Here is a 24,733-nt window from a genome sequence, read left to right on the forward strand (position 1 = left end):
CGGTGGTTTAGTAGTCTTAATCTGCAGGTATTAGATGGGTGGATAAGAAGATGAAGCAAATAAAAGCGGTATTACTCGCAGTCTCGGTGCTGGTGGTTGCAACGGGTTGTTCCTCGCAACGTTTGACAGGAGATACCTACAGCTATGGCGAAGCTCAGCGCGAGCAGCGGGTACGCTATGCTACGGTGATGTCGGTAACGCCGGTTGTGATTGAAGGTAAAGAGGGGGCAGTAGGCACTTTAACGGGTGCTGCTGTGGGTGGTATTGCAGGTAGCACCGTCGGTGGTGGTAGTGGTCGAGCTTTGGCAACGGTTATTGGATCGGTGGCAGGTGGTATCATCGGCGAAAAAGTGCAGAAGGATGCGACTCGCAAGCAAGGACAAGAGATCACGTTACGCTTGCGTAGCGGTGATGTTGTGTCTGTTGTTCAAGAGGTGGGTGAGAGCGGTTATTTCCGCTCGGGCGATAACGTCCGCATACTAAAACGCGGCAGTGTCAGCCGTGTTGTATATTAGTATTGTTAAGGTTTAAGCAGTCAGACAGAGGGAGAAGATTTCATGCGTTGTCATGAGGTTGATTACGAGATACTTGGTGCGGAGATGCAACTGGTTGAGGTTGAACTAGATCCGGGTGAAACGGTTGTTGCCGAAGCGGGGGCAATGACTTACATGGAAGAGGGCATTGGTTTTGAAACCCGTATGGGTGATGGCTCGGAGCCTGATCAAGGCTTAATGGGTAAGCTGTTTTCAGCGGGTAAGCGTATGGTAACAGGCGAATCTGTCTTTACGACGCACTTTACCAATAATGGTGTAGGAAAGCGCCGGGTATCCTTCTCTGCGCCCTACCCCGGCAACATTGTGCCGCTCGATATGGCGCAGATCGGGGGCCGTGTCACTTGCCAAAAAGATGCGTTCTTGTGCGCAGCGCTAGGGACTAAGATAGACATCACTTTCAACCGCCGTTTGGGAAGTGGTCTATTTGGTGGTGAGGGCTTTATTTTGCAAACGCTCGAAGGCGATGGCATGGCGTTTATCCAAGCAGGCGGCACCGTGATTCGTAAAGAGCTAAATAACGAGACATTGCGTGTAGATACAGGCTGTTTGGTGGGCTTTTCCGGCCAAATTGATTATGACATCGAGCGTGCCGGTAGCCTCAAGTCAATGGTGTTCGGTGGTGAAGGCCTTTTCTTGGCGACATTGTCTGGTACAGGTACTGTGTGGTTGCAAAGCTTGCCATTCTCACGCATGGCGGACCGTATCTTGGCTCATGCACCATCAGCAGGTGGTAGCAGCCAAGGTGAAGGCTCGGTATTAGGCGGGATTGGCCGTATGCTTGATGGCGACCGATAAGCGCTATCTTGCCGCTTTAATAATAAAAAACCTCGCCTAGGCGAGGTTTTTTTGTTGAGCGCTACTTTTTAGCCACCTAAAGCTAAGTTGACGCAAACGTAGCCGACTAGACTCATCACGATGGTATATGGGAATGCCATAATGACCATACGCCCATAGGAGAGGCGAATAAGCGGTGCCAGAGCCGACGTTAACAAGAACAAGAATGCCGCTTGCCCGTTAGGTGTTGCGACGCTTGGGATATTTGTTCCTGTATTGATCGCAATAGCAAGAGCGTCAAAGTGTTCACGCGTGATTGTGCCTGCGTTTAGCGCATCAACAACCTCATTGATATAGACCGTTGCTACGAATACGTTGTCACTGATGGCTGATAGCACACCATTTGCCACGAAGAAGAGACCTGGCTGAGACGCTTCGTCCATCGCTAAGACCGCCGCAATAATAGGCTGGAAAAGGTGCTGCTCGTGGATCACCGATACCACCGCGAAGAATACAACTAGTAGCGCTGTGAAAGGCAGGGCCTCTTCAAAGGCTTTACCGATTTGATGCTCCTCAACAATACCGTTGAAAGCCGTTAAAAACACGATAATGACAAGCCCGATCAAACCAACAGCCGCGAGGTGCATCGCCAACGCGACAACAAGAAACACCGCAACGACAACTTGCACAGCTAACTGAGCCTTATCACGCGTACTGCGCTTACGATCTTCCTCTGCTGCGAAGTCTTCGAGGATATAGCGCACGCTATCAGGAAGTTGAGAACCGTAGCCGAAAAGCTTCAGCTTCTCGAGCATAAAGCACGTCACTAAGCCTGCCACCAATACAGGCATTGTAATGGGTGCCATCAAGACAAAGAACTCGACGAAATCCCAGCCCGCTTTTTGTGCGATCAACAGGTTCTGTGGCTCTCCTACGAGTGTACACACACCACCCAACGCAGTACCGACAGCACCGTGCATCAGCAAGCTGCGTAGGAACGCGCGAAAGTCCTCTAAGTCTTTGCGTTTATCAACCTCGACGCCATCGTCATTCGCATGGTCGTGTTCGGAGCTATTCTTTTTGCCTGAGGCTACTCGGTGGTATACCGCATAAAAACCGACGCAAACACTAATAAGAACCGCGGTCACAGTTAGCGCATCTAAGAAAGCTGATAAAACCGCCGCAGATAGTGAAAAGAGCAAAGATAGTAACGACTTGGAGCGAACTTTGAGTAGGATCTTAGTAAAAATCCAAAGCAGCATGCTCTTCATAAAGTAGATGCCTGCTACCATAAACATCAGGAGCAGAAGAACCTCGAGGTTGCCGCTGACTTCATGATAAACCGACTCAGGTGATGCAAGGCCGATCGCTACGGCCTCGATGGCGAGTAGGCCACCAGGTTGCAGAGGGTAGCACTTGAGTGCCAAAGCGAGGGTGAAGATAAACTCAAAAATGAGAATCCAGCCGGTAACAGCTGGGCCTGCAACAAACAGCAAGATAGGGTTGAGGATGAGGAAGCCAATTATGGCCTGCTTATACCAAACAGGAGAATTTCCGAGGAAATTCTGCATAATTGCCTGCGGGAAAGAGATTGTCATTGGTTGTATTCCTTTATCTGACCTCCCCTCGCTTATGGGGTCAGGGTACTCAGCAGTGGATAATGCAAAATGCGGGAAAACGAAATTTTATTATTAAGCGTTGTTTTCGGCAGCATAATAAACAATAAGTGATGATTTGTGTGCTTTGTATGGTCTATTTTACTAAGTTTTTGCTCTAAAGTAGGTAGTTTCATTAATTTCTGAAAACTTATTATAGTATCTTTTGTAGGGGAATTGTGTGAAAAATTTCGTGCTGGTTGGTTATCGTGGTGCACTTATCGGTATTGAAAACCGGCCTTATCTTGATGATAGTGGCTTGGCCAATCAGCAAATTGAAGCGAGCTATCCGGTTGGTGGACGCGATGGAGTTGCGGTCACTCTCGCTATTGTTAGCGACCCTTTACCTGAGGCTTATCAACCCATTCAGATGCGTCAAGTATTAGCACAAGCTCAGGATCAGACAGAGTACATGTTGCTCTCGAGGGCTGTGCAGTTAGTCACTTGGCATAGTCACCATCAATTCTGTGGACGCTGCGGCACCAAGACTGAGCACCATGTGAAGGATCTCGCGAAGCATTGCCCTGTTTGTAAACTCGTCCATTACCCGCGTATTTCGCCATGCATTATCGTATTAGTGGTTGATGGTGAGCGGTGCTTGCTGGCCCGCTCTCCGCACTTTCCGCCGGGGCGTTTAAGTACACTGGCAGGTTTTATTGAAGCTGGTGAATCGGCTGAAGCGGCGGTACACCGTGAAGTGCGAGAAGAGGTTGGGATTGAAGTTAAGAATGTCCGCTACATGGAAAGCCAATCTTGGCCGTTTCCACACTCACTGATGCTCGGCTTTATCGCTGACTACGATTCAGGTGAGTTGGCGCCGGATGGTGTCGAAATTGAGGAGGCGCATTGGTTCACGCGTGAAACGCTACCTGACCTGCCTCCTTCATTCGCTATCTCGTATAAACTGATCGAGCGGTTCATCAAAGGAGAGGTGTAGCCTAGCGCCGGAATAGTTTGCCAAGCTTCGTGGCTAACATAACATTGCCCTCGGCACGAAGCTGGCCTTTCAAAAAGGCACCCATACCGTCTTGCTCACCGTTTACAACGCGAATAAAAGTGTCTGCGTCCGTAATCAAGGTAACGTTTGGGTCAGGATGCTCGCCTTTTTCTGTGCGGCACTGACCATCTCCTATCTCGATATAAAAGTCGGTGCTGTCATCCAGCATAAATTGAAAAACAGTCTCTAGATCTTGAGCTGCATCGGCTTGAAAGCGATGCGGCAACTTCTCGATGACTTTATCTACAGTGATATCGCTCATGGGGTCTCTTGGGGTCCTTAGGCGGTTGCTGAGTAGGCGTATTATGTTACATTAGCTCGCTTCAAGCTGAGAACTCTTTCTGGAGAAATAACTTGTCCGACTTTTTCTTTGAATATGGCCTTTTTTTAGCGAAGGCGATCACTGTTCTAATCACTATTCTGCTGATCGTTGTAGGTGTTGGCGTGCTGGGTGGTCGTAATAAGCGCGATGCATCAGAAGGTGAGGTAGAGCTGACATCATTGAACGATCAGTTTGATGATATGAAGGACGCCATCGAAGCTGCCGTGCTTGATCGTGAGGCTTACAAGCAGCTCGCCAAAGAGCAGAAAAAGAAGGATAAAGAAGAGAGCAAGAAACGTAAAAAGACGCTGAAGCAAGGCAGTATGCCTGAGTCGGCGGAGCGTAAGCGTGTTTATGTTTTGGATTTTGATGGTGACATCAAAGCATCTGAAGTGGATCCGCTGCGTGAGGAGATTTCGGCGGTGCTAACGTTTGCGCGCCCTGAAGATGAAGTGGTGATTCGCCTTGAAAGTGGCGGTGGCTTGGTGCACACCTATGGCTTGGCTGCATCCCAGTTAGAGCGCATTAAAGCGCGTAACATTCCACTGACTGTTTGTGTTGATGAGGTTGCAGCTAGTGGTGGCTATATGATGGCGTGCTTGGCAGATAAGCTGCTGGCGGCTCCGTTTGCCATTGTCGGCTCGATTGGCGTTGTGGCGCAGCTACCTAATTTCCACCGTCTATTACAAAAACATGATGTTGACTATGAGATGTTCACTGCAGGTGAGTACAAGCGCACAGTCACGATGTTTGGTGAAAACACCGAAAAGGGCAAAGAAAAGTTCATCGAAGAGCTTGAAGATACGCACGCGCTGTTTAAAGAGTTTGTAAGCCAGTACCGTCCGCAACTAGATATCGAAAAAGTCGCCACGGGTGAAGTGTGGTTTGGCAAGCGTGCTCTGGCTGAGCAGTTGGTGGATGAGCTAACAACGAGTGACGATTACCTGATGAAAGCGTGCGAAGAATCTGATGTATACCGTGTACGTTACGAGGTCAAAAAGACGTTGCAAGAGCGCATCAGTGACATGACGATTAAAACAGCAGACGGTCTTTTTACTAAAGCATTGTCGCGTCTTGCTAACAGTCGTTTTATCTCTCGCTAGCTATTGAATTCACAGGAAATCTATTAATAGTTGCTTGCTTGGATTAATTCCTTTCTAATAGTGATGTTTCAAACACGTTCGAAAGGAGGCGAGGGTTGCAGCAATCGAAAACGGCTCGGCAAATACAGAAGGCCGCAGAAGCATTATTTGCCGAACAGGGGTTCAGTGAAACAACAATGCGGCAGATCACCACAGCTGCGAAAGTAAATTTGGCAGCTGTGAACTACCACTTTGGCTCAAAGCAGGGGTTGATCGAGTCGGTGGCTGATAAATACGTGGCGCCGTTTGTGGGTCACTTGCAAGACGCTGTTTGCACAACGCGCTACACCCACCAAGGCACCACGGTTGCTACTGAAGAGCTGCTCGAGATGCTCATGCGTGCGCTGCTCAAAGTGCACCAAACTAACGGCCATGCCTTAGCTATCTTCTCTAGGCTGCTTGACCTTTCCTATGTGCCTGGTCAGGATGAGTTTCGAGTGTTTCTTACCTCAAAGTACCGCGAGAGCTTGGACGACTTTATTCTACTGCTTCGCCAAGACGCCGCACCGATGCATGATGACGAGTTCTTCTGGCGGATCCACTTCTTATTAGGCTCCATGATCTTTACTTTGAATAACTACCGAGTTTTAGCCGGCCTCGGTGGCTCAAAAGATGATGAAGACATTGAAGTTGAACGCGTCTTACATCGTATGATCCCTGTCTTAACGGCTGGATTCCTCGCGCGGCCAGAGAGCACGTTTGTTAGTCGTATCTAATGTATATCCGAATTTCGATCCCTACCCAAACGCTAACGCTGGTGCAAGATGAGCGTTCGGTTTTAACGTTTCCTGTCTCGACGGCCCTAAATGGTGCAGGCGAGCAAAATGGTAGTGGTTGCACGCCGCGCGGCGCACACATTATTCGGGCTAAAATCGGTGCGCAAATGCCAGAGGGAGCGGTTTTCGTAGGTCGCCGTTTTACCGAAGAGGTGTATTCTGACGCGCTGGCTGAGCAGTTCCCAAAGCGAGATTGGATTCTAACGCGGATTTTATGGCTAAGTGGCACCGAGGTTGGCTTCAACCGTTTGCAAAACTGCGACACGATGCGCCGTTACATATACCTGCATGGCACGCCAGACAGCGAGCCGATGGGTGTGCCGCTATCTCATGGCTGTATTAGGATGCGCAACGCCGATATCATCACACTTTTTGACTTGGTGCCCGTAGGTACTGAAGTCTTTATTGAGGAGTAACTATGCCTGCCGGACGTTTAATGTTGGATCTCGTTGGTACAGAGATCGCACCCCGCGAACGTGAGCTCTTAGCTCACCCCGAAGTCGGCGGCTTAATTCTGTTTACGCGTAACTATTCGAGCCAAGCGCAGCTTAAGGCTTTGGTTGATGACATCCGCAGCATTGCTCCCGATATATTGATCGCGGTTGACCATGAAGGTGGGCGCGTGCAGCGTTTTCGCGACGGATTTGTGCGGATTCCGCCAATGGCTGCTATCGCGCGCTTATGGCAGCAAGATCAAGCGGCAGGGTGTGCCGCCGCAAAAGAGCTGGCTTGGCTGATGGCGATTGAACTAACCCAGCTTGATATCGATATCAGCTTTGCGCCAGTGCTTGATCTGGATTGGGGGCGCAGTGAAATTATTGGTGATCGCGCGTTTGGTGATAACCCTGAGCAGGTCATTGCGTTAACTACTGCGTTTATAGCGGGTATGAAGGAAGCGGGTATGGCTTCTACAGGCAAGCATTTCCCGGGACATGGCTGGGTTGTGGCCGACTCGCATTTAGATATCCCGCGCGATGAACGCTCACTCGAGCAGTTGCGCGGTGCCGATCTTATTCCGTTTGGTGCATTAGTGGATGCAGGTATGGAAGCTGTCATGCCTGCTCATGTGATCTACGAGCAGGTAGATCAGAACACTGCTGGATTCTCGCAGTTTTGGCTGCAAGAGGTGCTCAGGGGTGAGATGGGTTTTGATGGTGTGATCTTCAGCGATGATCTCACAATGGAGGGCGCGCGCGTTGCTGGTGATTATCCATCCCGTGCCAAAGCTGCACTAGAGGCGGGTTGTGACATGGTATTGGTATGTAACAACCCGGAAGCTGCAGTCGAGGTGCTTGATTACCTGCAGGACAACCCAGACGCTAGCCCTGCCAGCCGTATTGCTCGTATGCGTTACCAGCCTGCGTTGGCAGTAAAAGATGAGAGCCGTTATAGACGCGCCAAGGCGATAGCGGCAAGCCTATTGGGTTGATCGCGAGATTTTCTGTTTGCAAAGGAGTGAAACATGGATGCTGATGCAAAAGCGATACTGAACACTGTGACCACTTGGTTAGTCGATAACCTAGCGCTTGGACAGGAAAATAGTTGGGTTTTGAGTGTGTTTGTCGTCATTTTGACCACGGCGATTGTCGCGCTCTTTGTTAAAAAGTTCTTCTTTAAGCTTGCCCAACAACTCCTGAGAACCCGCAATGTGTGGGATGACTTGCTAGTGGAGGCTGCACGCCGCCCTGCAGTGACGTTGATCTGGGTGTTAGGCGGTAGCTGGGCCATTGATATCATCGATGCTAAAACGGGTACGGTACTGCTCGATATTATCGACCCGCTACGTAAAGTGGCGGTTATCGTACTGATCGGCTGGTTCTTGGTGCGTTTCGTTAAGCGCGCAGAAACTGCATTGATTGACCCTCAGGGTATCGATACCTCGATGGATGAAACCACGGTTTCCGCGATTGGTAAGCTTATTCGCCTGGCGCTGGTGGTCACAATCGCATTAGTGGTGTTGCAGAGCTTCGGATATAGTATTTCTGGCGTCTTGGCATTTGGTGGTATTGGCGGTTTGGCGGTAGGTTTTGCAGCAAAGGATCTGCTGGCAAACTTCTTTGGCGGTTTGATGATCTATCTCGATCGGCCATTCAAAGTAGGAGACTGGGTGCGTTCGCCCGACCAAAATATCGAGGGTACCGTTGAAGATATTGGTTGGCGCCTCACACGAATCAGAACCTTTGATCAGCGGCCGCTCTATGTGCCTAACGCTACCTTCACAAGTATCTCTGTGGAAAACCCATCGCGAATGAAAAACCGCCGCATCTACGAGACAGTTGGCGTGCGCTATTGTGATGTTACGCGGATTCAGGCCATCGTGTCTGATGTAAAGACGATGTTACAGAACCATCCCGAGATCGATACGCGCCAGACTCTGATCGTCAACCTCAATCAGTTTTCCCCTTCATCACTGGACTTCTTCGTTTACACGTTCACGAAAACCACAAACTGGGTGAAGTACCACGAGGTAAAGCAGGATGTACTGTTACAAATTATGGCGATTGTTGAAGGGCACGACGCTGAAGTTGCATTCCCAACACAAACGCTACATGTTGAGGGGATTTCGCAGGCTCAGGCATTATCGTTAGAGCGGGCTGATATCCAGCAGTAATAAAAAAGCCAGCGAATTCGCTGGCTTTTTTGTGTCTGATGTTCAACTCAGTTTAGCGGTACGGCGTATACAACCATGCCAAATAACGGGTGATCGATATAGTGGGCTTCTTTGGAGCGCATACGACGCGGAAGATCTAACGTGGTCGTGATCATTTGTGTTGACCCATCTGCCATCACAACATTTCGACGCAGTTGAAGGTTAGGTTTGAAGTGAAGATAGCGGCCGCGATCCACAGTGATAGCGCCTTCTACTTCATAGAATCCATCTGGCATTACCGAGCCTGCTCGAATGGCAACCGGCTTGGAGTTGCGGCTTTTAAGCACCGGTTGAGACCATGAACCGTGGTACAGGATGCGATGCCCGGCAGCGTTTTCGATACGTCGACTGGTGGATTTTAGAAAGAAGCTAGCAGGTGAGCGCTCGCGGTAGCCGCTCTCTGCAAGACTAAATCCCGACGCAGGTGTTTGCTGTGGTGCCGGCCACAGCTCATCAGTCATGCTACTGTCGCGGCTGAAAATGATCACTTCAATGCCGTAGTATGTTGCCGCGCTGGCGGTTGCGCTAGCTAAGAGAAGTAGTGCAACCGTAATGCTGTGAATTAGAGTTCTCATCCGTTTACCTTGCCGAGTTCCTTAAGTAACGACTCAACGGCTGCGAAGCGCTGTTCTGAGTCATCCATATCGAGCGAGAAGCGCAGTTGGCTAGCGCCTTCGAGCTTATATTTTTGTGGTTGTTTTTGCACCAGAGTGACGAGCGTGAACGGATCCACTTTGGGGTCACTGTCGAACTCGATTCTGCCGCTCTTTGAGCCAGCTTCCAGTTTAATGATGCCCAATGCATCCGCCAAGAGTTTTAACGAAGTTAGCCTGAACAGGTTCTTAGTTGCATTAGGGAGCATTCCAAAGCGGTCGATCATCTCGATCTGTAGCTCTTTCAGCTCAGCATCGGTTGCTGCGCTGGCGATCCGTTTATACATGATTAGGCGGTTGTGAACATCCGGGAGATAATCGTCGGGAATCAATGCCGGAAGTTGTAAATTAACCTCTGAGCCATGCTGCAGAGGCTTATCCATATTGGGTGTTTTGCCCTCTTTGATCGACTGGATGGCGTCCTCTAGCATCTCCATGTAAAGCGTAAAGCCGATGCCTTGAATCTGGCCGCTTTGCTCTTCACCAAGCAGTTCGCCTGCGCCGCGGATCTCAAGGTCATGTGTTGCCAGTGTGAAGCCTGCACCGAGATCTTCTGCTTGTGCGATCGCTTCAAGGCGTTTTTTTGCATCGCTGGAGATACTTTTCGGGTGTGGTGTCAGCATGTAAGCATAGGCTTGGTGGTGGGAGCGCCCCACGCGGCCGCGCAGCTGATGCAGTTGTGCTAAGCCAAACTTGTCGGCGCGATCAATGATAATGGTGTTGGCGTTAGGGACATCGATCCCGGTTTCAATGATCGTGGTGCACAATAAAATATTGTGCCGCTTGTGATAGAAGTCTGACATCACTTGTTCAAGCTCGCGCTCACGCATCTGGCCGTGACCAACGCCAATGCGCGCTTCGGGGACAAGCTCACGCAGGGTTTCAGCGGTTTTCTCGATCGATTTGACCTCGTTGTGAAGGTAGTAAACCTGCCCGCCGCGCAGCAGTTCACGCAAGATGGCTTCTTTCACGATGGCGGGGTCGCTCTCGCGGACAAACGTCTTAACGGCTAAGCGTCGGGCAGGCGGTGTGGCGATAATCGAGAGATCGCGCATACCAGACATGGCCATGTTTAGCGTGCGTGGGATAGGGGTGGCGGTCATTGTGAGGATATCAACCTCCGAGCGCAGCGACTTTAAGCGCTCCTTCTGTTGGACACCAAATCGGTGTTCCTCATCAATGATCACTAAGCCCAGGTTTTTAAACTGGACGCTCGATTGGAGTAGCTTGTGGGTGCCCACAATAATGTCGATCTGACCATCATGCAGTTTTTGGATAACGGCATCTTGCTGCTTAGCGGTTCTAAAGCGTGAAATAAGCTCAACGTTTACGGGCCAATCAGCAAAGCGGTCGCGGAAGTTCTCGAAATGTTGCTGGGCAAGCAGTGTTGTTGGAACAAGCACAGCTACTTGTTTATTGGAGGCTGCCGCCATAAACGCTGCACGCATTGCCACTTCGGTTTTGCCGAAACCGACATCGCCACAGACAAGGCGATCCATCGGCTGTGCAGAGGTCATGTCGCGTAATACGGCTTGAATGGCAAGGTCTTGATCCGGTGTTTCTTCGAACGGGAAGCCAGCCGCAAACTGGGCATAACTTTGGTCTGGATCAGCAAAGCTGAAGCCCTTTCGCGCAGCTCGGCGAGCATAGATGTCGAGCAGTTCGGCTGCCGTATCACGAATCTTCTCAGCCGCTTTTTGGCGAGCTTTGCTCCATTGCTCAGTGCCAAGTTTGTGTAGCGGTGCAAGCTCGTCCGTTGCGCCCGAGTAGCGGCTGATAAGGTGTAGTGACGAAACCGGTACATAAAGTTTCGAATCATTCGCATAAGAGAGTGCAACAAACTCGTTAGCTTGGCCGTCTAGCTCGATCGTTTGTAAGCCGATGTAACGCCCAACACCGTGATCGACGTGGACTACCGGCGCGCCAACTGCAAGTTCGGCAAGGTTACGAACAACCAGATCTGATTGGTCTTTTTCTCGGGTTCGGCGGCGGCTTTGGAAGACTTGCTGACCGAATAGCTGGGGTTCGACAATCACCTGCACGATACCCGGCAGGTGTAGCCCCCGGCTGAGAGGGAAAACAGTTAGAAGCGGCGATTGGTCGCTCTCTTGGCACGCTTGCCATGACTCGCACACGGTCGGTGTGATATCAGCGCGCTTGAGTAGCTCAAGCAACGCTTCCCGGCGCCCGGCGGACTCGGCGCAGAAAATCACTTTCTCGCCTTGATTGTGCTTAAGGTTTGCCTCCAATGCCGCCAGTGGCGTGGCGGATTGTGCATTAACTGACAGCTCTTCCGACTTCTTGCAGGCGAGGTTGGTGTGTCCGGCAGTGTCCGGTTGTGCGTCTTGAAATGTTTGTAGGCGGAAAAACTGCTTCAGTGCACTGAAAAACTCCTCTTGTGGTAAGAAGATCTCCAGTGGTGCCAGTATTGGGCGCTCGATATCGTGACGGCGGTCTTCATATCGGCTCTCGGCATCCGCCCAAAATGTCTTCAGTGATGTTTCTAAGTTGCCTTCGCTAATCACAAGACTATTGTTCGGTAAATAGTCGAAGAGTGTTGCAGTGCTGCTGAAGAAAAGCGGCAGGTAGTATTCGATACCCGGAGGAGCAAAGCCGTTGTTGACATCGCTGTATGTTGGGCAGCGGCGATGATCCACATCAAACGCCTCGCGCCAAGCTTGTTTAAAGCGAGAGATCGCGGCAGGTGTCAGCGGAAACTCACGCGCAGGCAGTAAGCGGATGTTGTCTATCTTGTCTATCGAGCGCTGCGATTCAGGGTCGAAGGTGCGCAGTGTATCGATCTCATCATCAAATAGGTCGATACGATAGGGCGTCTCTGAACCCATCGGGAAAAGGTCGATGATCGAGCCGCGGATCGCGAATTCGCCGTGCTCGAAAACAGTCTCTACGGCGCGGTAGCCGGCGTTGCTTAACGAAGTTCGTAGTGCTTCTATGTCTAGTTGCTGGCCAGTATCCAGCATGAGTGTGTGGCCAGCCAGAAACTCGCTGGGCGCGATGCGGTGCAGCAGGGTGCTCACTGGGACAATAACTATGCCCTGCTTGAGCTGCTGTAATCGATGCAGAGTGCTAATGCGAGCCGATGTGATGTCTTGGTGTGGGGAGAAGGTGTCGTATGGCAGCGTTTCCCAGTCGGGGAAGGGCAGAATTTCAAGCGATTCCCCAGCGTAGAAGCGGATCTCGGCCTCTAGCAACGCGGCTGATTCACTATTTTGTGTGATTACCAGCGTCGGGGCGGCGTGCTCGCTTGTAGCTTGCGCGACCAATAAGCCTATGGCGCTATCGTGAACTTGACCGACCCATTTCGTATCCCCTGCTTTTTGCGGTAAGGGAAAGTTGAGTTGCGTCACGGACATACTCCTTTTCATCACAGTTATCAGCGGCTGCGTATGTTACCTGTTGTGGCGTCAAAGAGATATAAGTCGCTGATTTCTGACACTGCTAAAGTCTAGAAGGCCCCGATTTGCCCGGAGAGTCAGAAAAGAGGATAATACGCCGCAGTTTTTTATACTGACGTAAATGTTGGAGATAACCGTGAGCCAAGACCAAGTATTCGCTGATTGGAAAGACCGCGAAGCAACCGCTGAAGCAATGATTCCTATGATCGGCAGCCTTTACCGTGACCGCAATATTGAGACATCCGTTTACGGTAGGCTCATCGTTAAGCGTTCTGTTATTGACGTACTAAAAGCACACCGCTTTGCGCGTCAAGTTGAAGCACAAGAGCTGACTGTAAAAGATACTTACCCAGTTCTTGAAGCGCTGCAGAAGCTAGACGTAAACACAGCTCACGTTGATATCGGTAAATTAGCTGTTAAATATTCCAAAGAGGCGAATGGCCGCTCAATGGAAGAGTTTTTGGCTGAAGAGTTGGCTCCAGTTATTGGTACAGGCTCTCGTGAAGGTACTGATGTTGTACTTTACGGTTTCGGTCGCATCGGTCGCTTGCTGGCGCGTTTGTTGATCGAACGTACAGGTGGCGGTCAGTCATTGCGTCTGCGTGCTATCGTAGTACGTAAGGGTAAAGCGGCGAACGATCTTGAGAAGCGTGCTAGCTTGCTGCGTCGTGATTCAGTGCACGGTTCTTTCAAGGGTACTATCCAAGTCGATGAAGAGCGTAATTTGCTGATCGTAAACGGCAACCCAATTCAGGTTATCTTCTCTGATGGTCCTGATCAGGTTGACTACGAAGCATACGGTATCTCCAACGCGCTCGTCATCGATAACACGGGTATCTGGCGTGACCAAGAAGGCTTGTCTCTTCACCTGAAATCTAAGGGTGTTGCGCGCGCATTGCTGACAGCTCCTGGTAAGGGTATGAAGAATATCGTTATGGGCGTAAACCATCACGATTTCGATGATGAAGATCGCGTGCTATCTGCCGCTTCTTGCACAACAAACGCAATTACGCCGGTTCTTAAGGCAGTCAATGAGCGTTTTGGTGTGGCTAACGGCCACGTTGAGACCGTTCACGCATACACTAACGACCAGAACTTGATCGATAACTACCATAAAGGTGATCGCCGTGGTCGTGCTGCTGGCTTGAACATGGTTCTGACGGAAACGGGTGCTGCGAAGGCGGTTTCTAAAGCACTTCCAGCAATGGAAGGTAAACTGACGGGTAACGCAATCCGTGTACCAACGCCAAACGTTTCTATGGCGATTCTTAACCTGAATCTTGAAAAAGAGACAAACAAAGAAGAGCTAAACGAGTACCTGCGCGAAGTTGCCCTACACTCTCCATTGCAAAAGCAGATCGACTACAGCAACTCTCCAGAAGCAGTTTCTTCTGATTTCGTTGGTTCGCGTGCAGCAGGTGTTGTTGATGCGCTAGCAACAATCGTGAACGGAAATCGTTGTGTATTGTACGTTTGGTACGATAACGAGTTCGGTTATAGCTGCCAGGTTATTCGCATGGCGCAAAAAATGGCGAACGTGACTCTACCGGCGTTCCCGAAAGCGAAAAAGAATGGCTAACTTGCTGTTTTAAAAGAAAAGGGCTGCATAATGCAGCCCTTTTTTGTGGGCTATCTCTAGGCTATTGGTCATATTCTCATCAAGTACGAAGCTGATACTTCCCCAAAAAAATAAAAAAAGCGCGCTAATCACAATGTCGCAACAATTTTAAGGTAACACTGAGTGGATTCGAGGCTTGCGGCTCAGGTATACTTACAAAGTTTTTTGGTGGGGTTTAAGGTTTTCCGAATAACAAAATCAGAAGGGTGGCAGGCACAGTGTTCCTGTGATCCATAATCTGGTGGTGGTGAGAACCAAATCTCGAACAAGTTTAATCGTGATTGGGTGAGGTGTATGATCAAGATCAAAAAAGGTCTGGATCTACCGATAACGGGTGCTCCGGAGCAAGCGGTTTCTGCTGCAACTTCGGTAGTTCGATCGGTTGCCGTATGCGGACCAGACTATGTTGGCTGTAAGCCGACAATGGCCGTTAAGGTGGGTGATCGAGTAAAACTCGGTCAAGTGATCTTTTCCGACAAGAAAACCGAAGGTGTTCACTATACGGCACCGGGCGCTGGTATTGTCAAAGAAATTAATCGTGGCGAACGTCGTCGTCTGCTGTCCGTTGTTATTGAACTGGACGCAGAGGAAGAGGCTGTTGAGTTTGCTAAAGTGGATGCAGCGCAGCTGGACGCTTTAGAGCGCGAGCAGGTTGTAGCACAACTTAGCGAGTCAGGCCTGTGGGCAGCGTTACGTACGCGTCCTTTTAGCAGAGTGCCTGCTACCGATAACACGCCGTCTTCTATTTTTGTAACTGCTATTGATACAAACCCTCTAGCGGGTGATCCAGCACTATTTGTTGCTGCGTATTCTGAAGACTTTAAGAATGGTCTGCGGTTACTGACTAAGTTGACAGATAAGGCTGTTTACCTGTGTAAAGCACCAAATGCTGATATCCCTTCTGTTGAAGGTGTGACAGTTGAGGAGTTTGAGGGTAAGCACCCTGCAGGTAACGCTGGAACGCACATTCATTACTTGGATCCAGTGTCTCAAGCTAAGACTGTTTGGACAATTGGTTACCAAGATGTTGTAGCGTTCGGCAAGCTGTTCACAGAAGGTCGTATCTTTACTGAACGCTTTGTTGCTGTTGCCGGCCCGCAAGTAGATAAGCCAGCTATCTTAAAAACTCGTTTAGGTGCGAGTTTAGATGATCTTACCAGTGGTTTATTGAAAGGTGATAACAACCGTGTTATCAGCGGATCCGTTTGGAATGGTCGTAAAGCGGCGGGTGCATTAGCGTACCTAGGCCGTTATTCAACACAGGTGTCTGTGTTGGAAGAGGGTGATAAGCGCGAATTTATGGGTTGGTTGACACCTGGCGCCAACAAGTTCTCGATCCTCAATATCTTTACGTCGTCTATGTCATCTAGCAAGACATTTAACTTCACAACGACAACCAACGGATCTGAGCGTGCGATGGTACCGGTGGGTCAGTTTGAAGAGGTCATGCCGCTAGACATTCTGCCAACTCAATTGCTGCGCGCGCTAGTTACTGGCGATATCGTCACTGCGATGCAACTGGGTTGTTTGGAGTTGGATGAAGAAGATCTGGCACTTTGCACGTTCGCTTGCCCAGGCAAGTACGAGTACGGTCCGATCCTTCGTGACAATCTGACGCGCATCGAAAAAGAGGCCTAAGAGGCGCCATATGAGCATCAGAAATATTCTTGACAAGATGGAGCCGCATTTCCACAAAGGCGGCAAGTACGAAAATTGGTATGCGCTTTACGAAGCGGTTGATACCATTTTCTATACACCTGGCAGCGTGACAAAAGCGTCTGCACACGTGCGTGACGGTATCGACCTCAAGCGCATGATGATCATGGTGTGGATGTGTACGTTCCCAGCTGTTTTCGCGGGTTTGTATAACGTTGGTTTTCAAGCAAATACTGCTATGGCTCAGATGGGCTTGGCAGAAGCTGAAGGCTGGCGTGGTGCTATCATCACTGCATTAGCAGGTTATGATGCATCCAGTATTTGGGATAACTTCATCCATGGCGCGACCTACTGGTTACCTATCTACGCAGTAACATTCGTAGTGGGTGGCTTCTGGGAAGTGCTTTTTGCGATGAAGCGTGGTCACGAAGTTAACGAAGGTTTCTTCGTAACCTCTATCCTGTTTTCATTGATCCTTCCGCCAACGATTCCTCTATGGCAGGTAGCACTAGGTATCAGCTTCGGTGTTGTTATTGGTAAAGAGGTATTCGGTGGTACAGGTAAGAACTTCCTCAACCCAGCTTTGACTGGCCGTGCGTTCCTGTTCTTCGCTTACCCTGCGCAGATGTCTGGTGACGCAATCTGGACTGCGGTGGATGGCTTCGCGGGTGCGACACCACTTGGTCTGGCAGCTGCTGGCGGTATCGATGCAATCCTCGCGCAGAACTTGACGTGGATGGATGCCTTTGTCGGTACGATCCAAGGTTCCGTTGGTGAAGTGTCTACCCTTGCTATCGCTATCGGTGGTGCAGTGCTGTTAATCGCTAAGATTGCTGCTTGGCGCATCGTTGCAGGTGTCTTCTTAGGCATGGTCGCAACCAGTGTGCTGTTCAATATTATCGGCTCTGATACTAACCCAATGTTCGCAATGCCGTTCTACTGGCACTTAGTGCTTGGTGGTTTCGCATTCGGCATGTTCTTCATGGCGACTGACCCTGTGTCAGCTTCGATGACGAACAAGGGTAAGTGGTACTTCGGTGCGCTGATTGGTGTAATGGTTGTATTGATTCGTGTAGTTAACCCTGCCTTCCCTGAAGGTATGATGCTAGCGATTCTGTTCGCAAACCTATTCGCACCGTTGATCGATAATTTTGTCGTACAGGCAAATATCAAGCGGAGGATGGCACGAAATGTCGGCTAATAACGATACTATCGGTAAAACGATTACCGTTACTGTCCTTTTGTGTGTGATCTGCTCCGTTGTCGTATCTGCGGCTGCTGTGCTGTTAAAGCCACAACAAGAGGCGAACAAACTATTAGACAAGCGCACCAATATTTTGGCTGCGGCTGGTCTGCTGGATCCGAGCAAGTCTGTTGATGAGTCTTTCGAACAGATCACTACCAAGGTAGTTGATCTCGAGACAGGCAAGTACACGGATGCTGTTGATCCTCAAACATATGATGCGCGTAAAGCTGCAAAAGATCCGCAGCTATCTGAAGCACTACCACGTGACAAAGATATCGCATCTATCAAGCGCCAAGCGAACTACCAAACTGTTTATCTTGTTGAAAAAGAAGGGAAAATCGAGAAGGTTATCCTTCCTGTTCATGGTTACGGTCTGTGGTCTACGCTTTATGGCTTCCTAGCACTAGAGGGCGACTTGAACACAGTTGTTGGTTTAGGCTTCTATTCACATGCTGAAACACCGGGACTAGGTGGTGAAGTAGATAATCCTATCTGGAAGGCTCAGTGGCCGGGTAAGAAAGTCTATGATGAAGGCTCTACCGCGCCTGTACTTGGTCTTGTGAAAGGCAAGGTTGATCCTAGTTCGCCGAACGCTGAGCATCAGATCGATGGTCTAGCTGGCGCTACGCTGACGAGTAATGGTGTTACACGTCTGATCGAGTTTTGGATGGGCGAGAACGGCTATGCTCCGTTCCTAGCTAATCTGAAGGCAGGAGGGGTGTAATCATGTCTGCAGCTAAAGAAGTTTTAACCACACCGGTTGTAAAAAATAACCCGATCGCCTTGCAGATCCTTGGTGTCTGCTCGGCGCTAGCGGTTACGTCGAACCTGAATACAGCACTTGTTATGACACTTGCGGTAATGGCCGTTACTGCGTTTTCTAACATGTTCGTATCTTTGATTCGCAACCATATTCCAAACAACATTCGAATCATCTGTCAGATGACGATTATCGCGTCGTTGGTAATTGTTGTTGACCAGATATTGAAAGCGGTAGCGTATGACGTTTCGAAACAGCTTTCTGTATTCGTAGGTTTGATCATTACTAACTGTATCGTTATGGGCCGTGCCGAAGCGTTTGCGATGAAGAACCCTCCAGGTATCTCCTTCATGGACGGTCTTGGTAATGGTCTGGGTTATGGTGCGGTTTTGATCTTTGTTGGATTCTTCCGCGAACTTTTCGGCTCTGGAAAACTGTTTGGTTACGAAATACTGCCACTGATTACAGATGGCGGCTGGTATCCTGCTAACGGCCTGATGTTGCTACCGCCAAGTGCGTTCTTCTTGATCGGTATCTTCATCTGGATTATCCGTACTTACGATAAAAAGCAGGTGGAAGCACCTGAGTTCGAAATGGCTCCAAATACCAAGAAGGAGGCTGTGTAATGGAACAGTATATCAGTCTTGCTATTAAGGCGATTTTTGTCGAAAACATGGCGTTGGCATTCTTCTTGGGAATGTGCACATTTTTGGCAATCTCCAAAAAAGTACAAACCGCTATCGGTTTGGGTATCGCTGTTATTGTCGTTTTGGCGATCACTACACCGGTCAACAACCTGATCTATAACGGTTTGTTGCGCGAAGGCGCACTGGCTTGGGCTGGCTTCCCTGAAGCAGATCTGAGCTTCCTAGGTTATATCTCTTATATCGGTGTAATCGCAGCGATTGTGCAGATTCTAGAGATGGTCTTGGATAAGTTCTTTCCAGCACTTTACAACGCACTGGGTGTATTCCTGCCTTTGATCACAGTTAACTGTGCAATTATGGGGGCAGCACTATTTATGGTTGAGCGTGACTACACATTTGGCGAGAGCGTCGTATATGGCGTGGGTGCTGGATTCGGTTGGGCGCTTGCAATTGCTGCGTTGGCGGGTATCCGTGAAAAACTCAAGTACAGCGATGTGCCAGCGGGTTTGCGTGGCCTAGGCATTACCTTCATTACTGTTGGTCTGATGTCTCTTGGTTTCATGTCATTCTCTGGCGTACAGCTGTAAGCCAAACATGATGGTTTAAAGGAAGGATTGATAATATGAATACGATCATTCTTGGAGTTGTCATGTTTACTGTGGTGGTGCTTGCACTGGTAGCAGTAATTTTGGCGGCTCGTTCTAAGCTGGTCAGCTCAGGTGAGGTGACGATCAGCATTAATGATGATCCTGAGAAAGCGATCACAGTACCTGCTGGTGGTAAGTTGCTTCAGACACTGGCTGGCGCAGGTATCTTCGTACCCTCTGCATGTGGTGGTGGCGGTACTTGTGCACAGTGTAAGTGTCAGGTACTTGATGGTGGTGGTTCAATGCTGCCAACAGAAGAGTCCCACTTCACAATGCGTGAAGCGAAAGAAGGCTGGCGTTTATCATGTCAAGTTGCTGTAAAGCAGGACATGAATATCGAGCTTGAAGAAGAGATCTTTGGTGTTAAGAAGTGGGAATGTACGGTTGAGTCTAACCCTAACGTTGCTACTTTCATTAAAGAGCTGACACTACGCTTGCCAGAAGGCGAGAACGTTGACTTCCGTGCAGGTGGTTATGTTCAACTAGAAGCCCCAGCGCACGTCGTTAACTATAAAGACTTCGATATCGAAGAAGAGTACCGTGGCGACTGGGATAAGTTCGATCTTTGGAAGTTTGTATCCAAAGTTGATGAGCCGGTTATCCGAGCATACTCAATGGCAAACTACCCTGAAGAGAAGGGTATTGTTAAATTCAATATCCGTATTGCTTCTCCGCCTCCAGGTAAAGATGACCTGCCTCCGGGTCAAATGTCTTCATACGTGTTTAACCTGAAACCAGGCGACACGATTACCGTTTACGGTCCGTTTGGTGAGTTCTTCGCTAAAGATACGGATAATGAGATGGTATTTATCGGTGGTGGTGCTGGTATGGCGCCAATGCGTTCTCACATCTTTGATCAGCTTAAGCGTCTTAAGTCTAAGCGTAAGATCTCGTTCTGGTATGGTGCCCGCTCCCTGCGTGAGTGCTTCTACAATGACGAGTACGATATGTTGGCGGATGAGAATGATAACTTCCAGTGGCATTTAGCGCTTTCAGACCCTCAACCAGAAGATAACTGGGATGGTCTAACAGGCTTTATCCACAATGTATTGTACGAGCAGTATCTGAAGGACCACGAAGCGCCCGAAGATTGTGAGTATTACATGTGTGGACCGCCAATGATGAACGCCGCGGTAATCCAGATGTTGCTCGACCTTGGTGTTGAGCGTGAAAACATCTTCTTGGATGACTTCGGTGGTTAATCGCTGATGGATGCTTTTTTGCGTATCCCAAATCGGCCGGCAGCTTTGCTGCTGGCCTTTTTGTTTCTGTTTGGCTGCTCAAGCGAGACAAAAGAATCTATTCAGTCTATCGCAGGCCCGACGATGGGCACCACATACTCGGTTAAGTGGTTAGCGTATGATGCGAATCAAGCCGCTCAGCTACAGAGTGAAGTGGATCAATTGCTCATCGATATTAATCAGGCGATGTCTACCTACATTGCGGACTCTGAGTTATCGCGGTTTAACCGTTTCGAGCAAGATGAGCCCGTTCCGGTATCCAATGCTCTTTTAGATGTGCTTAAGCTGGCGCAGGATATTAGCTCACGAACGGATGGGGCTTTCGATGTTACCGTTGGACCGTTGGTTAATCTTTGGGGGTTCGGCCCCGACGGGCGTGTTATCTCTGCACCATCTGATGAAGCAATATCAGCGTTGCGTGCGAATATAGGCTACCAAAAGCTCCAGATATTAGAAGGTGCTATTCGCAAGGAAAGTGGCCTATATGTTGACCTTTCGGCAATTGCGAAAGGTTATGCAGTCGATAAAGTAGCAGAGTTGCTCGATAAAAAAGGCGTTGCTAGCTATCTAGTTGAGATAGGGGGAGAGCTTCGTGCAAAAGGTATGAAGCCGAACAATGTTCCTTGGAAAGTTGCCGTCGAAAGCCCTACGGCGGGTTCGCGCCAAGTGCAGCAGATCTTGATGGCCACCGATGTAGCGATCGCCACATCGGGGGACTACCGCAATTACTTTGAAGAGGCGGGTGTGAGATACTCTCACACTATTGATCCGGCGACAGGTAAGCCCATTAACCACAAGCTGGCATCGGTCACAGTTCTGAGGCCAACATGCGCAGAAGCGGATGCTTTAGCTACTGCATTTTCGGTGATGGGGGAGCAGCGCGCTTACGCGTTCGCTCTTGCTAATGATATAGACGCATATTTTATTGCCAAAACCGACTCCGGTTTTGAAGAGTTAATGACGCCAGGCTTCAAAGCGCGTCTGGCACAGTGAGGTATTTATGGAAACCTTTGTTCTAGTTTTCGCTTTTCTACTTCTGATTATTGTCGCGATGTCTGTTGGTGTTTTGATGGGGCGTAAGCCGATTGCTGGCTCATGCGGCGGTATGGCATCGCTCGGAATGGACACAGCCTGTGATATTTGTGGCGGTGATAAGACTATTTGCGACGATGAAGATGAGAAAGCGCGTCGTATTGAAGAGATAAAAAAAGCCGACGAGCTCAGCTACGAGCTGAAGTAATAGGCGTTTGCAGTAACACGATATAAGAAAAATTTAGTGCTCACATAAGGGGAAATGAATGGCTGTTTATGACTATGATGTCGTTGTAATAGGCTCTGGACCAGCTGGAGAAGGTGCCGCTATGAATGCGGTGAAGCATGGGAAACGAGTCGCCGTTGTGGAAGAGCAAGATACCGTTGGCGGTAACTGTACTCATAAAGGCACGATCCCCTCTAAGGCGCTGAGGCATTCGGTCAAGCAGATTATTGAGTTCAATACGAACCCGATGTTCCGAGATATCGGCGAGCCGCGCTGGTTCTCTTTCCCTAAAGTACTAAAACGTGCTGAAAAGGTGATGTCGAATCAGGTGATGCTGCGTACGAACTTCTATGCACGCAACCGCGTTGATGTTTACTTCGGCAATGCAAAGTTCCAGGACCCGAAAACGATTGTGGTATCAGGTACATCAAATGGTGAGGAAGTTCTGCGTGCGGAAAACATTGTAGTCGCAACAGGTTCCCGACCATACTGTCCGGCTGATATCGATTTCTCTCACCCTCGCATCTACAACTCAGATACGATTCTGAAGCTTAACCATACCCCGCGAACACTCATTATTTACGGGGCGGGTGTTATCGGTAGTGAGTACTGCTCGATCTTCAGTGGTCTTGGCGTGAAAGTTGATCTTATCGATACGCAAAGCCGTTTGCTCTCTTTCCTTGATGGTGAAATCTCAGATGCATTGAGCTATCACCTGCGTAATACCGCTGTTAAGATTCGCCACAACGAAGAGTACGAAAGTGTCGTGGGCGATGATCACGGCGTAGTACTGAACCTGAAGTCTGGTAAGCGCATTCGCGCGGATGCTTTCCTTTGGTGTAATGGCCGTACCGGTAACACGGATAACTTGAATATTGAGGCCTCTGGTCTTACGCCAAACGGACGGGGCCAGTTGGCAGTCGATCAAACGTACAAGACCGAAGTTGACCATATCTACGCGGTAGGTGACGTGATTGGATGGCCAAGTTTGGCGTCAGCGGCACTCGATCAAGGCCGCTCCGCTGCAGCGGATTTAGTGAAATCGCCTACATTCCGTTATATCAATGAGGTACCAACAGGCATCTATACGATCCCTGAGATTAGCTCTATCGGTAAGACGGAAGAGGAGCTAACGCGGGAATGTGTGCCCTATGAAGTAGGACAGGCGTTCTTCAAAGATACGGCGCGTGCGCAAATTTCTGGCCAGCCAGTGGGTATGTTGAAGCTGCTGTTCCATCGTGAAACTCTGCAGATTCTGGGCATCCACTGCTTTGGTGACCAAGCATCTGAGATTGTGCACATTGGACAGGCGATTATGCGCCAAGAGGGTAGCGCAAATACGATCGAGTATTTTGTGAACACAACGTTTAACTACCCGACAATGGCTGAAGCTTATCGTGTTGCTGCTATTGCAGGATTAAACCGTATCTCTAATCTGTAACACTGGATTATAAGGCCGTTGGTTATCAATACAGCGGCCTCTCTTCTACGCTCTAGCTACTTCTTCTCGTCTGAGTTGTAGTATGCGTCTTCGTAATACTGCCCTTTGATATCGAGTTTGCGTTCGATAAGACGGGTATATGCATTCCAAATAAAGAATCCCGGTGCCATTAGTGCACAGATACCTACCATCAGAGCTGCGCCCTCATACTCGGCGGGTGCGAGCGTTATGCACCAGTCTAAAAAGCCGAGTAGTTTGCCTACGTAAAACCAGCCAATTAGAAAAGCGAAACCTGCACCCGTGGCGACATGGTGTAGGAGTTTTTGATGTTTCATGTTGTTTCTCCAAGGTATGTGCTGGAGAGAGTCTAACCGATATAGCGGTGCACGCGTATACTTGGCAGGAATGCAGTATCCTCGATGATTCGGTCAGAGCGGACCGAGCGGCTTCTCTCGGGTGGTTCAGGCGTTGGCTCTTTCAGCTCTGGGAGCGCCTGGCCGTGGTCTAGCGGTAATAAAATAGGCAGAGGGCAATTGCGTGCTGATCGGCGCCACGTGTTTTCTGACACTCGCCATGCGAAGTTTGCCCTCACTAATGGCTTTTGTTCCTGCACTTGTGCCAGGTCGTCACTGTCGCTGAGCGCTTTAAGCAGATCAAGTTGCCGTTGGATGTGTGGTTGGCTCTGATCAAAGCGGCACAGCAGCTCCAAGCATTGGGTTGCGGTGATCTTTTTGATGCTGCGCCCGCTCGTGTACCAACTAAAGCGAATGGAGTCTGGTCGCTCATCGAGAATAGGGAGCAAGCGATAGCACTGTTTTAAATGCAGGCGTCCCAGCCCGTTGTAGTTGAGCGCCGTGCGAATGGGATTCTCGATGGCGCTCAAGTGGCCGAGCACTTCGGCGCGTTGTTGCTCTCGTGTGGCTTTGACGGATTGCTGAAACAAGGTCTTGGACATGTTTACCTGCTTTGCTAGTGCTAGTAAGTCCGGTGAGCACCCAACGACACCATATAGGCGCTCCGTTGCTCTGCCATCGCCGTGCGCCTCGTGCCATAGGTTGGTATAGGCGGTGAGTGCGATTTTAGGAGGTGCGACGGGCTCCCAAAGCAGTTTGGTGACAGGTTTTTCAGTGTTAAATGCGCTTGCGAAGCGCTGTAGGTCGCTCGTCATGCGCTCGCAAGACTCAATAACATCGCTATACATGAAGTTTGCCCAAGATCGCTATCCTATTGACTTCATTGAACCATTTCGCTTTTTAATACTCAATCCATGGGTAAGCTAA

At 49.6% G+C, this 24,733-nt stretch carries 24 protein-coding genes; 18 read left to right on the forward strand and 6 right to left on the reverse strand.

The window, feature by feature from the left end; genetic code table 11:
- Positions 1 to 50 precede the first annotated feature (50 nt).
- Together EOE65_RS02225 and EOE65_RS02230 are read left to right on the forward strand one after the other, a co-directional pair.
- On the forward strand, positions 51 to 515 hold the full coding sequence (locus EOE65_RS02225; RefSeq protein WP_127692657.1) for an outer membrane lipoprotein: 465 nt from the start codon (positions 51 to 53) through the stop codon (positions 513 to 515).
- Positions 516 to 557: 42 nt separating this feature from the next.
- Positions 558 to 1,349, forward strand: coding sequence for a TIGR00266 family protein (locus EOE65_RS02230; RefSeq protein WP_127692658.1), 792 nt, complete (start codon positions 558 to 560; stop codon positions 1,347 to 1,349).
- A 68-nt stretch (positions 1,350 to 1,417) separates the two neighbouring features.
- Here the strand turns inward: EOE65_RS02230 and nhaB are convergent, their stop codons facing one another.
- Positions 1,418 to 2,926 carry a sodium/proton antiporter NhaB gene (gene nhaB / locus EOE65_RS02235; RefSeq protein ID WP_127692659.1) on the reverse strand — a complete coding sequence of 503 codons (1,509 nt, stop codon included), beginning with the start codon at positions 2,924 to 2,926 and terminating at the stop codon, positions 1,418 to 1,420.
- 238 nt (positions 2,927 to 3,164) lie between these two features.
- Between nhaB and nudC the strand changes: the two genes are divergently transcribed.
- Positions 3,165 to 3,920 carry an NAD(+) diphosphatase gene (nudC, locus tag EOE65_RS02240; RefSeq protein WP_127692660.1) on the forward strand — a complete coding sequence of 252 codons (756 nt, stop codon included), beginning with the start codon at positions 3,165 to 3,167 and terminating at the stop codon, positions 3,918 to 3,920.
- Position 3,921: 1 nt separating this feature from the next.
- Here the strand turns inward: nudC and EOE65_RS02245 are convergent, their stop codons facing one another.
- Positions 3,922 to 4,242: an SCP2 sterol-binding domain-containing protein gene (locus tag EOE65_RS02245; RefSeq protein ID WP_206052587.1), complete on the reverse strand. Its 321-nt coding sequence runs from the start codon at positions 4,240 to 4,242 to the stop codon at positions 3,922 to 3,924.
- Positions 4,243 to 4,334: 92 nt separating this feature from the next.
- On the opposite strand from EOE65_RS02245, the gene sohB reads away from it, so the two are divergent.
- From sohB to EOE65_RS02270, 5 genes are all read left to right on the forward strand, one after another.
- On the forward strand, positions 4,335 to 5,405 hold the full coding sequence (gene sohB / locus EOE65_RS02250; RefSeq protein ID WP_127692661.1) for a protease SohB: 1,071 nt from the start codon (positions 4,335 to 4,337) through the stop codon (positions 5,403 to 5,405).
- Positions 5,406 to 5,500: 95 nt separating this feature from the next.
- Positions 5,501 to 6,160, forward strand: coding sequence for a TetR/AcrR family transcriptional regulator (locus EOE65_RS02255; protein ID WP_127692662.1), 660 nt, complete (start codon positions 5,501 to 5,503; stop codon positions 6,158 to 6,160).
- Entirely contained in the window at positions 6,160 to 6,636 is a 477-nt protein-coding gene (locus EOE65_RS02260; protein ID WP_127692663.1) for a L,D-transpeptidase, read from the forward strand. The genes EOE65_RS02255 and EOE65_RS02260 overlap by 1 nt, the downstream gene beginning before the upstream one ends.
- Before the next feature lie 2 nt (positions 6,637 to 6,638).
- The gene (nagZ, locus tag EOE65_RS02265) at positions 6,639 to 7,649 is read left to right on the forward strand and encodes a beta-N-acetylhexosaminidase (protein WP_127692664.1); all 1,011 of its coding nucleotides are present in this window, start codon (positions 6,639 to 6,641) and stop codon (positions 7,647 to 7,649) included.
- 33 nt (positions 7,650 to 7,682) lie between these two features.
- Entirely contained in the window at positions 7,683 to 8,831 is a 1,149-nt protein-coding gene (locus EOE65_RS02270; protein WP_127692665.1) for a mechanosensitive ion channel family protein, read from the forward strand.
- 47 nt (positions 8,832 to 8,878) lie between these two features.
- Here EOE65_RS02270 and EOE65_RS02275 read toward each other — a convergent pair whose 3' ends face one another.
- Positions 8,879 to 9,445 carry a CsiV family protein gene (locus tag EOE65_RS02275; protein WP_127692666.1) on the reverse strand — a complete coding sequence of 189 codons (567 nt, stop codon included), beginning with the start codon at positions 9,443 to 9,445 and terminating at the stop codon, positions 8,879 to 8,881.
- Positions 9,442 to 12,897, reverse strand: a complete 3,456-nt coding sequence (mfd, locus tag EOE65_RS02280) for a transcription-repair coupling factor (protein ID WP_127692667.1) — start codon at positions 12,895 to 12,897, stop codon at positions 9,442 to 9,444. Before mfd ends, EOE65_RS02275 begins: the two co-directional genes overlap by 4 nt.
- Before the next feature lie 178 nt (positions 12,898 to 13,075).
- On the opposite strand from mfd, the gene EOE65_RS02285 reads away from it, so the two are divergent.
- The 10 genes from EOE65_RS02285 (at position 13,076) to sthA (ending at position 23,453) form a co-directional block, all read left to right on the forward strand.
- A complete protein-coding gene (locus tag EOE65_RS02285) occupies positions 13,076 to 14,518 on the forward strand; it encodes a glyceraldehyde-3-phosphate dehydrogenase (protein WP_127692668.1) in 1,443 nt (480 codons plus the stop codon).
- A gap of 333 nt (positions 14,519 to 14,851) precedes the next feature.
- Complete coding sequence (locus EOE65_RS02290; RefSeq protein ID WP_127692669.1) at positions 14,852 to 16,195, forward strand: Na(+)-translocating NADH-quinone reductase subunit A; 1,344 nt, start codon at positions 14,852 to 14,854, stop codon at positions 16,193 to 16,195.
- A 10-nt stretch (positions 16,196 to 16,205) separates the two neighbouring features.
- Positions 16,206 to 17,414, forward strand: a complete 1,209-nt coding sequence (locus EOE65_RS02295) for an NADH:ubiquinone reductase (Na(+)-transporting) subunit B (protein WP_127692670.1) — start codon at positions 16,206 to 16,208, stop codon at positions 17,412 to 17,414.
- A complete protein-coding gene (locus tag EOE65_RS02300; RefSeq protein ID WP_127692671.1) occupies positions 17,404 to 18,183 on the forward strand; it encodes a Na(+)-translocating NADH-quinone reductase subunit C in 780 nt (259 codons plus the stop codon). The genes EOE65_RS02295 and EOE65_RS02300 overlap by 11 nt, the downstream gene beginning before the upstream one ends.
- A gap of 2 nt (positions 18,184 to 18,185) precedes the next feature.
- A complete protein-coding gene (locus tag EOE65_RS02305; protein ID WP_127692672.1) occupies positions 18,186 to 18,845 on the forward strand; it encodes an NADH:ubiquinone reductase (Na(+)-transporting) subunit D in 660 nt (219 codons plus the stop codon).
- Complete coding sequence (gene nqrE, locus EOE65_RS02310; protein WP_127692673.1) at positions 18,845 to 19,453, forward strand: NADH:ubiquinone reductase (Na(+)-transporting) subunit E; 609 nt, start codon at positions 18,845 to 18,847, stop codon at positions 19,451 to 19,453. The genes EOE65_RS02305 and nqrE overlap by 1 nt, the downstream gene beginning before the upstream one ends.
- 35 nt (positions 19,454 to 19,488) lie before the next feature.
- Positions 19,489 to 20,715: an NADH:ubiquinone reductase (Na(+)-transporting) subunit F gene (gene nqrF, locus EOE65_RS02315; RefSeq protein WP_127692674.1), complete on the forward strand. Its 1,227-nt coding sequence runs from the start codon at positions 19,489 to 19,491 to the stop codon at positions 20,713 to 20,715.
- Between the two features lie 6 nt (positions 20,716 to 20,721).
- Positions 20,722 to 21,747, forward strand: a complete 1,026-nt coding sequence (locus EOE65_RS02320; protein ID WP_127692675.1) for an FAD:protein FMN transferase — start codon at positions 20,722 to 20,724, stop codon at positions 21,745 to 21,747.
- Between the two features lie 7 nt (positions 21,748 to 21,754).
- Positions 21,755 to 21,994, forward strand: coding sequence for a (Na+)-NQR maturation NqrM (nqrM, locus tag EOE65_RS02325; protein WP_127692676.1), 240 nt, complete (start codon positions 21,755 to 21,757; stop codon positions 21,992 to 21,994).
- Positions 21,995 to 22,052: 58 nt separating this feature from the next.
- Positions 22,053 to 23,453 carry a Si-specific NAD(P)(+) transhydrogenase gene (gene sthA, locus EOE65_RS02330; protein WP_127692677.1) on the forward strand — a complete coding sequence of 467 codons (1,401 nt, stop codon included), beginning with the start codon at positions 22,053 to 22,055 and terminating at the stop codon, positions 23,451 to 23,453.
- A gap of 56 nt (positions 23,454 to 23,509) precedes the next feature.
- Here sthA and EOE65_RS02335 read toward each other — a convergent pair whose 3' ends face one another.
- Positions 23,510 to 23,788, reverse strand: a complete 279-nt coding sequence (locus EOE65_RS02335) for a hypothetical protein (RefSeq protein ID WP_127692678.1) — start codon at positions 23,786 to 23,788, stop codon at positions 23,510 to 23,512.
- A 32-nt stretch (positions 23,789 to 23,820) separates the two neighbouring features.
- Positions 23,821 to 24,654, reverse strand: coding sequence for a DNA replication terminus site-binding protein (locus EOE65_RS02340; RefSeq protein WP_127692679.1), 834 nt, complete (start codon positions 24,652 to 24,654; stop codon positions 23,821 to 23,823).
- Positions 24,655 to 24,733: the final 79 nt, after the last annotated feature.

Origin of the sequence: Neptunomonas marina, assembly GCF_004005935.1 — a bacterium.
GTDB lineage: Bacteria > Pseudomonadota > Gammaproteobacteria > Pseudomonadales > Balneatricaceae > Neptunomonas > Neptunomonas marina.